Raw genomic sequence first — 11,718 nt, forward strand, 5'->3', positions numbered from 1 at the left:
TTTCCGTATATGCCGATGCTACTCGGTCATATTTTACTGTTTTTTAGGTCGTGTCTCTCGACACTGTTCTTTGATTGGCCGGATACTAAGTCCAGGCCGATCATGAAATCTCTTTTCCAGACTTTGTCTGGTTTTGAATTTTCAAGGTTGTTTCACTGTTCAGTTATCAATGTTCTGTGTTGTCGTTTTCGTGTTGCTCACTCAAGCGACTTAGTCAGTTTACCATGTCTGCTTTTGTTTGTCAACAAGTTTTTTTATTTTTTTATTTTTTATATATTTTTTAAAAAAATTCGACAATTTGTGCTGCAAGGCTTATTTCTAGGCGTTTCAGCGACAAGGACTATCTTAACAGACGGGGGATGATATGTCAACACTTTGAAAAAAGAAAGTTTTTACAGCTTTTATGCATAAATTGTGTATTTTTTCACAACATTTTATACAATTGTTTCCGTCCGCTGTTTGCAGCCGTATCTATGTCAGTCATATAAAATAGTTCATTCATACATATTCCTGCTACTCACCCGAAACCCAACTGTCAGCTGCTTATTTTCAGCCTGCTGCATCTCGGCGGCATTTTCTACCCTTTCCAACAGGGCAGCTAAAACAGCCGCCCTCTCAAAGTTCTTTCCTATAAGCAAGAATACCCTATCTGTTAAAACGAAAGAGTACCTATGTCCCTTATCCCACTGACCCCCAGGATCTTAATACCCTTGATTGATTTTAACGCAGCCGCAGATGCTTCTGGAAGAATACAGGTCGTAAACCCAAGTTTTTTAGCTTCCAGTACCCTTTGCTCTGCCATGCTCACAGCACGGACTTCACCACTGAGCCCTACCTCCCCGAATGCAATTGTCTTTTCATCGATCGGCCTCTCTTTATAGCTCGACACAATTGCCATTACGATTGCCAGGTCTATTGCCGGTTCAGTCATTTTTATTCCTCCAGCAATATTTATGTATGCATCGCTGTTTGATAACTGCAGACCCATACGTTTTTCTATGACTGCCATCAGAAGATTCACCCTGTTAAAATCAGTTCCTACCGCTGTTCTTCTCGGGATCCCAAAACTGCTATGGCAGACCAGAGCCTGAACCTCAACAAGTATAGGTCTTGTTCCCTCCAACGAACAGGCCACAATCGATCCCGAAGCCCCTTCTGGTTTTCCATTTAGCATAAATTCCGAAGGATTTGCCACCTCCTCGAGGCCTTTATCCCTCATTTCGAAAACACCAATTTCATTCGTCGACCCGAAACGGTTCTTGACACCTCTTAAAATCCTGTATGCAGCATGTCTGTCCCCTTCAAAGTAAAGCACCGTATCAACCATATGTTCCAGAACTCTTGGGCCAGCCACCACGCCCTCTTTTGTTACGTGGCCGACAATAAATATGGCAATACCAAGGCCTTTTGCAATCTGCATAAGGATTCCTGTTGATTCCCTTACCTGAGATACGCTTCCCGGGGCAGATGATACCGTTTCTTTGTACATGGTCTGTATAGAATCAATCACAACAATATCAGGTTTGGTCTTGTTTATTACATCTTCTATTGTATCAAGATTGGTCTCACACAATAGCAGAAGATCTCCGGAAAATTCCCCGATTCTTTTTGCACGGAGTTTTATCTGTTTCAGGGATTCCTCACCAGAAATATAAAGCACCGATTTCTTCTTATCTGTCAGCCTCTTGCATACCTGAAGAAGAAGAGTCGATTTTCCTATCCCCGGATCACCGCCAACCAGAATCAGAGATCCTGGAACAACGCCGCCCCCCAGAACCCGGTCCAATTCTCCGATCTCAGTCAGAATTCTCTCATCGTCATTCGTTTCTATATCACTTATCCTTGTCGGCTCGGACGCTACTGACATTCTTCCTGGCATGTTCTTTTTTCCTGCCGTTTTCGGCGCTTTCGGTTCCTCCACAAAAGTATTCCATTCTCTGCATCCCGGACACTGCCCAAGCCATTTTGCCGATTCAAAACCGCAGCTTTGGCAGAAAAAAATCATATCTTTACCTTTAGCCATGTGTATTCTCCCTTTTTTTATACTCAGCTTATACGTCTTCTTCTATTTCTTGCTTCATTTCTTACTTCTATTTCTTGTTTCTATTTTTGTTTCCATATCATTCCTATACATCTTACTTATATGTCTTACTTACATGACTTACTTACATGACTTACTTCTATGACTTACTTCTATGACTTACTTCTATATTCATTCTTACATATCTCTCTCATATATCTTTTTACATCCTTTTTATATTTTTTTATATCTTTTTTATATCTTTTTCTTGTATATTTCTCTTAGATAGCCCGCTTACATATTCTGCACATATGCCCTTTTTATTATAGATACGGAATAGCTGTCCGAATTTTTACCTGAGGCCGATTATTCTATAAAGCATTTGCCGATCTGCTGTTAACAACAGCTAACCATCGGTTGTATCAAATATACTATGTTCGACATACCATTTTCTACAGCCATCACTGCTTGTACTTTTATCGAACATACGTTCATTATGCCATATCAGCCTGTTTTTGTCTATATGCAAATTGATACTCTTTCTTTATATCATAGGAGCAAACACAGGCTCATGCAATGCCTTTCCCTTCTAATCCCGGTGATTATAATATCTCCGGCCATTGCCCTAAGCCCTTTGGGATACCGCCATCTTTTCATATAGTAAAAAACGCAAAAAAAATACATGTCGGAAGCAGAATCACCCCAGCCATGTATTTCACTTTATTCCCGGATTTGAAGGCGTTGTTCTATAAAAACAGGACAACGCCCCAAAACCATCCGGATTGTCTATTCATTATTTTATTTATTCCCTATCATAACCTGCATTCTTATATTCAGGTTTCCTCCGGCTGCATTACAGCTCTGCGGAACTTCCCGGCAATCCCTCGACCAAAAGCCTCAATTATCTAAGGTGAAATTACAGTGTTGCAATCTTTACATGTACTTCTTTTGAAATCCCAAGTTCAACGCTTAACATCAGCTTCCCGCTCATATTAGTCTTCACCTGGCCGACATTCGAATCGTTGATGAAAATCCTGTATTCGGTGTCGTCTTTCAATTCCAGCGTTATCTGAGCATCTTCTGTTCCTTCTACAAAGAAATCAACGCCAGTTGCAGTTGCCATAAAATTGGTAACAGCTGTTCCCGGAACTGACTCGTAAACGAACATCCCGTTTTTCTCCAGTTTTGTAATCTCTTTGAATGTTTTTACCTTATATAAATCACCGTTATGTTCAAAATCCTGCACCTTTGATTTGGTATTTAATAAATAATTTCCGAAACTGATCGTTCCATCTTCTTCAGTGCGTATTAACTCTTCAACTACTGCCATTCTATTTACCCTCCTAATTTTGACAACATTCTGTTTCATGCGAAACCATTACATAACATTTGACTTATATCTACGATCGCAACTATTCAGTCATTCCGGCCAATCTTTACCTGCTGTCAATGCAACTGTGTCTTTATCCATTTATTATATAGTATATAACTGATTTTTGCTAGTCATTTATCCGGTCCTTCACAGAAAATTTCAGCTCCTTGTTTCGAACTCCAAGGGTAACCTCGTCTCCGGATTGTATATTGCCGTTCAGGATTTCCTCCGCTATTTTATCCTCGATTTTGCTCTGGATTGCGCGCCTTAAAGGCCTTGCTCCGTATTTCGGGTCGTATCCCTCCTCGAAGATATAGTTCTTTACAGAGTCTCTGATATTGAGGGTGATGTTCATCTGTGCCTTACATCGTGTTTCCAATTCCTTAAGCATAATAGTAACGATTTTCTTGATATGCTCCTTGCCAAGTGAATGGAATACCATTACCTCATCGATACGATTCAGGAATTCCGGCTTCAGCATCCTTTTCACTTCATCCATTACATTCTTCTTCATCGACTCGTAATTGCTTTTCTCATCGTCAACTGCCGCAAATCCTAATTTCTTCGGTTCTACTATAGCCTGCGCCCCGATATTTGAAGTCATGATGATAACCGTATTTTTGAAATTGATCTTTCTTCCCTGGGCGTCTGTAATATGGCCGTCGTCCAGAACCTGAAGAAGGATGTTGAACACATCCGGATGTGCCTTCTCGATTTCATCAAAGAGAACAACCGAATACGGGTGACGTCTTATATTTTCGCTGAGCTGTCCGCCTTCATCGTATCCCACGTATCCCGGAGGTGACCCGATCATCTTGGAAACGCTGTGTTTCTCCATATACTCAGACATATCAACACGGATCAGGGCCTGCTCCGTACCGAACATGGCTTCCGCAAGTGCTTTTGACAGCTCGGTTTTTCCCACGCCTGTCGGTCCCAGGAAAAGGAATGATCCGATCGGACGATTAGGGCTCTTAAGGCCGACCCTGCCCCGCTTGATTGCCCTTGCAACTGCAAGTACCGGCTCTTCCTGTCCAATTACACGTTTATGAAGAATTGTCTCCAGTTTCCTGAGCCTTTCCGTCTCTCCTTCTGCAAGCTTGCTCACCGGTATCTTGGTCCAGTTGGACACGACGTCTGCAATGCTGTTCTCATCGACTATCGTATCTTTGAGAACCGCATCCCTTTCGAATTTTATCTTAAGTTTCTCTAATTTTTTAACTTTCTGCTGCTGCTCTTTTTTAAGGGCTGCCGCTTCATCATATGCTTCATTTTTGATGGCGTCTTCCTTTGACAATTCCAGGCTGTTTATCTCTTCTTCCAGCTTCTTGATGCTGTCCGGCACTTTGTAGCTTCCAAGGCGTACTTTTGCCGAAGCTTCATCAATCAGATCGATTGCCTTATCCGGCAGAAATCTGTCGCTAATATACCGTGCCGACATCGTAACTGCCGCCGCAAGCGCATCATCTGTTATCTTCACGCGGTGATGGGTTTCATATGTTGCCCTGAGACCTTTCAAAATCTCGATGGCTTCAGCTTCCGTCGGCTCCTCGACAATCACCGGCTGGAACCTTCTTTCCAGTGCCGCATCTTTCTCGATATATTTTCTGTATTCTTCAATTGTTGTTGCGCCGATCAGCTGGATTTCCCCTCTGGCAAGAGACGGTTTTAAAATATTCGAAGCATCAATCGCTCCTTCCGCGCCGCCTGCGCCAATAATCGTGTGCAGCTCATCGATAAAAAGAAGTATATTTCCCGCTTCTGTGACTTCCTTCAGCACTTTTTTAATTCTCTCTTCAAATTCGCCGCGGTACTTTGATCCTGCCACGATTCCGGACAGATCGAGAGTCACAACTCTTTTATTTTTCACTGTTTCAGGAACGCTTCCCATCACGATTCTGTTTGCGAGCCCTTCCGCGATGGCCGTCTTGCCAACTCCCGGCTCGCCGATCAGACATGGATTATTCTTTGTCCTTCTGCTCAAAATCTGGATCACCCTGGAAATTTCATTTTCTCGGCCTATGACCACATCCAGTTTGTTGTTTTTAGCCAGTTCAGTGAGATCGCGGCTGTACTGGTTCAATGTCGGCGTCATTTCATCCGCCTGCTTTTTGACAGGCTTTCCATTCTGAAACTCTTCCTTATAGCGGTTTCCATCCTCGCCGATTGCAACCAGAGTCTCGACATAAAGTTTCTGTATATTGACATCCAAAGTAGTCAGAAGGCGCGCTGCGATACAGTCCGTGTCCTTGATGATCGCCATCAGTATATGCTCTGTACCTATTTTCTGCGCCTTGAAGTGGGCAGCTTCCTTTGCACTTTCCTCAAGGATCTTTTCCGTCCTTGGCGTATAGCCTTCCTTTTCAGATATTTTCAAGGATCCGGCAGGGGCAATAAGCTGGTTGATCAATTCAATCAGCGCCTTTTCCTCTATGCCGCCGTTGCTTAAAACTGCCGCCGCAACCCCTGTCTTTTCCCTTATAAGGCCAATCAGCAGATGCTCCGTTCCTATATAGCTGTGTTTCAGTTCTTTCGCTGCTGCTCTGGCCATTTCCAATGCTTTGACAGCTTTTTCCGTATATTGGTTATACATATTATTTCCCTCCTGATTCCGTAAAATACGGGAATGTTGTAAAAAAATCCTGCCCGGAATATATCCCGCGGCGTCAATTTATCTTTTCCTGTTTACCTGGGATCTTGTCCAAATTCACTGAATATCTCATCAACCATCCTGTGTACTTCCTGGCAGCTGATGTTCTTGCACCTTCCTTTTGCCAGAAGAACCGACATGTCCTTCCGCATTTCCAGGAGCGCCTCTTCCTTTCCGTTTTCCAACGAAATGATAGCACCTTTCCGCCTGTCCAGTTTTAAAAAACCCTCGTGTTTCAAAACAAGGTATGCCTTATTGACAGTATGCATGTTGATACCGATATTTTCTGCCAGCTGCCTCACCGAAGGAAGTGCATCACCTTCCTGGATCTGGGAAGTCGCTATTCCGACTATAATCTGATTTCTCAACTGGATATAGATTGCTTCTTCGCTGTTGAAGTCAATATCTATTTTTATAACCATAAAATCACCTTCTGTTCCTGTCAGAATATTTATCTGATGACTGCAGTCTGAATCCGCCGCCGGAACGGCAGTGGAAGACCGTACAACTGTTATACTCATGTTATAACACATGGTTTTATATGTCAATCCCCAAAGTATCCGGCTACTTTTGGCTAATCCAACTCTGCTCACTTCACGAAGCATTCATCTTGCGAAACTCTCGCGCTGACACGCAGTCGCTTCTGCGACATTTTCTTCTTGCGCGTCATGCGCCTCCTCGCGGAGCGTTTTTGATATATAGGAAATTCGAGGAATTTTCTATATAGGTTAAAGTGTCAAAAGCCCATCGTAAACCTCGGCTTCGTCAATTTGCACAATCCCCAACTGTAGCACAGTCATACAAAACATGAATTGATGAGCAGCTTTATGAAGACGTTGGCACTTAGGCCGCGTATTTTGCGGCCTTACGTACCACTACGTCTTCATCTAAGCGAGAGCGCGCTGCGAATCAACATGTTTTGTATGACGTCCTCATTGCAAAACCTTGTGTAAATTGACGAATACCATTTTGTAAATGGGCTTTTGACACTCCACTCTTATATATCAAAAAGATTCCGGCAGCCTTTCGCCGCCGGAATCCCCTTCTGTTTAAAAAATATTCAGTTCAACCTTAATTGTCTTCATCGAGATCTACAAATTCAAAACTGAAATCATCATCTTCATTCTGAACATTTTTATTCTTTGCCGCTTTTTTATGCATGATGCTGCCTTTAATTTTATCTTTAAATCCCATGCTCTTCTCTGTCTTTGAAGTTTCCTCTTTTGCGTATTCCTCCACAGACATATTTCTCACAGGTTCTTCACTTACAGGTTCTTCACTTACAAACTTTTCGCTTGAAGCTGCTTCACTTGCAGACCTTTCCATTGCCGGTTCCTCAATCAACGGTTCATCCTTTGCTATTTCCTCAACGATGAATTTGTTCAAAGCCGCTTCAATGTCAGGCATTCCGCCTTTTTTATAGGCTTCCTCAAGCTCTTCACCCGAATCAATATCTGCATCAGCATCCGTAAAAATTTCGGTCTGCCCTTCAAGTTCATCCGTTTCTTCAGCAAACATGTTTTCCTGCTGGTCTTCGTTCAGCTCTTCCTCAAATCGATCCTCAGGAAATTCACTGTTTTCGTCATCTGCTTCCAGGTCAGCCTTGAAGAAATCGCTATCTTCGTCTTCGCTATCCTCATCAGGATTCTCCATCTCATCAAGAGCCCCATAGGCCTCTAATTCGATTTTTTCCGATTCTTCCTCTTGCTCTTCTTGCTCAGGATTCTCATAATCATCCTTCATGCCTTTCATCTTGATCAGAAGATTGACATTTGCAAGAAACAGTAAAAATGCAACGATTGCCAGGACTGAGAATCCCTTCAGACGCATATTGACCTCGTCGGCATATTTATTATTCAGTTCGCCCAGCTGCTTTTCTAAAATTTTCGTATCCTCAGGCACAGATACCTCTTCACTGGCAGCTTCTTCTGACGCAGAAACGATAAATCTCTGGAATGTTCCCTCCGCAGAGTCATACATGTAAAATCCTTTTTCGCCTTCCGCATTCATTGCATAAACGAGAAAGAAGTCCTTTTTCTCTTCTGCATCCGTCTGCCATGCCTTGACAGTCTTTTCGCCAAGCTTGACCGTTGTCTCGGTATAGCCTTCCGGAATTGCAACCGAAGTTCCCGGAGAGAGGATGTAATAGCTGTTGGCTGTTCCTGTGGCCTTTACAAATTCACTAAATTCATTAGTTTCTGGATTATATACGTAGAAAGCTCCGTTTTCATCATTCTCGTCAACCAGATATACCAACACCAAATCTCCCACAGTGCTCTTGACCGCTGAAATTTCCTGGCCACTGTATGTCGCTGTTGTTTTTTCAAATCCTTCAGGTATCCTGCTGTCCGAAAATTCATTGTATACATGGAAAAGCTGGGTGCCGAATGCAACCTCAAGAACCTCCTCGGTTACAGCGGGCTCTTCTGTTTCTTCTTCAGTCTTCTCCGGTTCTTTCACTTCCTCTGTTTCTTCTTTCGCAGGAGCGGCAGCTTCTCTTGTGACGACAACTGTATAGGTTGCTGTCGCACCGTTTTCCGCAGTTACCACTACTTTGACAGTATTCGCGCCTACCGCCAGATTGGTATTTCCGCTCACCGATGTGACTTTTGCTGTACTGTCAGTAGGAGTTGCCGATACCGTGATTTTTGTGGCGCTGTTTGGTACCGTTGCACTGTATTTCAATGTAGCCCCCGAAAAAGCAGGAGATAATGTACCTGGATTGATCTGTAGGGATTTCAGGCTGTTGTTAGCCGATGCTGTTTTTGGTGCGGCTACCGTTACGGTTGTAGATGAAGCCGAGACAGACATCGCATCGCTTTCACCTTCAACAGGATTTAATCTGTATACTTCGCGAGGAACAACAGATATTTTTACAGTCCCTGCCTCTTTTGCTTCAAAAGTATATGTATATGTTCCTATTGCCGAAGTTATTTCAGTATCAGTAATTATAATCTTATTTCCGCTTGCATTACTCAAAACCGGAGAATACCCTGACAATTCCATTTGTACATATCCGATTGCTTCTGATCCACCATTTATTTTTACAGAAATTGTAACCGTATCACCAACTTTATATTCCCCACCACCTGATACTGTTATTGTAGCAGCAGACGCATTTACTTGACTCATATTAAAAGCAAACACTAATACAAAGAACGCCATTACACTAATAATTTTTTTTATTGTATTCATAACTACACCTTTCTACTGCACTATTTTTTTAATATCTAAAACATGTCTTTTAATATATAACAAATCCAAACCATTTATTATACCATCGTTTGATTTATTGGTATCCGCTGCATTTACATAAATCCCACTTAATGCTTTTATATTCAAAGTGTGTCGTTTAATATATAGCAAATCCAGGCTATCAATATTGCCGTCCCCTGTCACATCGCCATAAATTACAACCGGATATTCTTTTACCAAAACATTATCTTTGTATATCTGAACACTATCGCCTGTCATAATCTTACCAGTTTTAATAGCATTACTTGAATCTGTAACCTTTACATTATATCCCGCAACCTTAATATTCAAAATTAGTTGTTCGCTTGAAGTGCCCGGCTCAATTCCACTGATAAATTCATCAATTTTATAATTACTTTCAATCACAAAATTATCTGCTGTATCATCTTCACCGTCCGGATCATTCTCACCCTCAGCTCCTGGATTTATTTCTTCAACTGTTCTGATTATTGTAATTGTATAATTTCTAACATCTCCATTTTCAGCCGTACATTGAATATCAATTTTATTCTCTCCCGGTTGAAGTTCTTTTACCCCTACACCTTTAATACTCGCTCCACTAGTAGCTACTGCTGTTGCACCAATCTGAACAGAATTCACATCACTAGGTACAATCAATGAATAATCCTCTGTGAATTTTTCAAAATACGGAGTTAATGAATATCCATCTACCACTAAGGAAGCTAATACATTGTTAGGACTTCCATCTTTTGTTGGTTTTTCTGCTGCAATATCTGGCATATTTTTATATACAGGAATAATAAATGTTATAGCTGATGCATTAAAATCAGTATAAGCTTTTTTCATTTTAGTAGATTCTGAAGTTGGTGCCTGTATATTCGTCATATATTGATGCCTATAGAGACCATACCCTCCAGAATAAACCACATTAAACTTTTGGTAATAAAGGGTGTTTTGTCCTTTGTAAATATAGTTGTTACCAACAAATTTCGCTCCACCTTTAATCGATAACTCAGGGCTCGTCCATCCTTCTTTCTTCGCTCGAATCAAACCATTGACAAGAGCTCCACTTCCGTCGGCATTAGGTGTTGATCCAATATTAAAGAAATTATAGAATCCTTCATACCCTGAATATGTGCCACTACTGCTTCCACTTCCATTATATCCGACTTCCTGTAATGATCTTGACGCCAGATGATAAGGACTAATGTTATTATCAAAACCAGCTTCATAAAAAATCCGATAATAATTATCCGTAGCCATAAAAGATCCCGATAAAATATTAGCAATCCCCGTTTTGTTTTGAGTATTCGCAAAACTTAATGATTCAAACTGAAGTATTGAACTTCCATCTACTAAAAAATTTCTAGGATCCATAAAATATTTGACAATTCCTTCTGAAGCAGCTACCCAGTTCGAGGTATCCATCCCGATCCATTTTCCCGTATCCCAATTATATGCTCCATCTTGTGTTGATTTCCACGATGATGGGCTTGATGATGACACAAGATTTGTTCCAAGCTTACTTTCCTCATTAATTACTGTATTCCAGTCCAGCCCTGTATTTTGCGCCCTGAACACCCAGTTCGGGTGTTTCGCATGCAGGTCCCTGAGATAGACCCGATAGCTTTCAGGGAATCCCTGCGCATTCAGATATGCTTCGAAATCGGCATCGGTCGACGGATCGCCTGAAACAGGAGTAATCAGAATATAGTCCGATCTCATCCAGCCAGTAATCGTGCCGGTTACAGAATTGTACTTGATGTTATACCACTTGTATCCATCTGAAGCTGTCGTCTCGTCTATAACTGTTACAGCCTGCCCGAAGGGAGCTGCTGCCACCTTCTCAAAAGTGGTTCCCGCCCCGGATCTGACATTCACTGCTCCTCCGGAAATCGACGTCACCGTGCCGCTTTGTTCCGTGTACGCCTCACTTACGGTATTGAATATATATATGCCTGCGCTTAGAATGCCCACAAATGCTGCCACCACAAAAATGTGTTTCAATTTTGTCCTGATTACTGTTTTCATAGAAGTCCCCTCTCCTGTTTTTGCTAAATCAAACTGCAAAATCTCCGTATTGTTTCTGTCAAACTAGTGCACTGACACGTTGACATCTTGACAAATGTCTTGTCTTAGTTTCCATCTGCGGCGTTGTTGTCAATCAGCGTAGCCACCGCTACGCCTCATTCCTCCGCCTTGCAGAATGAAAACTAATTCAGCGTCATTAGCTTAAGTGTCAATGTGTCAGCACACTAACTTATATCTTGATGTATCAGTCTCTCCTACCTATTTCGGCATAAAGGGACTGTCCCTGAACGTTTACAATTACTTTGCCATCTTTAGGCATGTTTACTTCATTATAGGTAAGTGATTCAAAACTCGGCGTCGTATTCAGGAGTGCCATTTTATGCTATGCTGATGGCATCACTTTTTGAAGCTCCTTTTATGCTTTTGCTG

6 protein-coding genes are annotated in these 11,718 nt (G+C 41.9%); all 6 read right to left on the reverse strand.

The genetic code is table 11. The features are described 5' to 3' along the window. Window positions 1-652: 652 nt before the first annotated feature. Window positions 653-2,023 (reverse strand): DNA repair protein RadA, encoded by a 1,371-nt coding sequence (gene radA / locus BJR36_RS19155; protein ID WP_091237041.1) that lies wholly within the window; start codon window positions 2,021-2,023, stop codon window positions 653-655. A 913-nt stretch (window positions 2,024-2,936) separates the two neighbouring features. Next, window positions 2,937-3,350 carry an endosialidase gene (locus tag BJR36_RS19160; RefSeq protein WP_091237042.1) on the reverse strand — a complete coding sequence of 138 codons (414 nt, stop codon included), beginning with the start codon at window positions 3,348-3,350 and terminating at the stop codon, window positions 2,937-2,939. A gap of 169 nt (window positions 3,351-3,519) precedes the next feature. Further along, complete coding sequence (locus BJR36_RS19165; protein ID WP_091237043.1) at window positions 3,520-5,985, reverse strand: ATP-dependent Clp protease ATP-binding subunit; 2,466 nt, start codon at window positions 5,983-5,985, stop codon at window positions 3,520-3,522. Between the two features lie 92 nt (window positions 5,986-6,077). After that, window positions 6,078-6,464: a GntR family transcriptional regulator gene (locus tag BJR36_RS19170; protein ID WP_408605746.1), complete on the reverse strand. Its 387-nt coding sequence runs from the start codon at window positions 6,462-6,464 to the stop codon at window positions 6,078-6,080. Between the two features lie 649 nt (window positions 6,465-7,113). Beyond that, window positions 7,114-9,237 (reverse strand): cadherin-like beta sandwich domain-containing protein, encoded by a 2,124-nt coding sequence (locus BJR36_RS19175; RefSeq protein ID WP_091237044.1) that lies wholly within the window; start codon window positions 9,235-9,237, stop codon window positions 7,114-7,116. A gap of 12 nt (window positions 9,238-9,249) precedes the next feature. Further along, complete coding sequence (locus BJR36_RS19180) at window positions 9,250-11,289, reverse strand: dockerin type I domain-containing protein (protein WP_091237045.1); 2,040 nt, start codon at window positions 11,287-11,289, stop codon at window positions 9,250-9,252. Window positions 11,290-11,718: the final 429 nt, after the last annotated feature.

This window comes from Anaerobium acetethylicum (assembly GCF_900096945.1).
Taxonomy (GTDB): domain Bacteria; phylum Bacillota; class Clostridia; order Lachnospirales; family Lachnospiraceae; genus Anaerobium; species Anaerobium acetethylicum.

Coding starts and splice junctions, on each gene's coding strand:
- radA (WP_091237041.1), bottom strand. CDS start 2,023: ATGGCTAAAGGTAAAGATATGATTTTTTTCTGCCAAAGCTGCGGTTTT.
- BJR36_RS19160 (WP_091237042.1), bottom strand. CDS start 3,350: ATGGCAGTAGTTGAAGAGTTAATACGCACTGAAGAAGATGGAACGATC.
- BJR36_RS19165 (WP_091237043.1), bottom strand. CDS start 5,985: ATGTATAACCAATATACGGAAAAAGCTGTCAAAGCATTGGAAATGGCC.
- BJR36_RS19170 (WP_408605746.1), bottom strand. CDS start 6,464: ATGGTTATAAAAATAGATATTGACTTCAACAGCGAAGAAGCAATCTAT.
- BJR36_RS19175 (WP_091237044.1), bottom strand. CDS start 9,237: ATGAATACAATAAAAAAAATTATTAGTGTAATGGCGTTCTTTGTATTA.
- BJR36_RS19180 (WP_091237045.1), bottom strand. CDS start 11,289: ATGAAAACAGTAATCAGGACAAAATTGAAACACATTTTTGTGGTGGCA.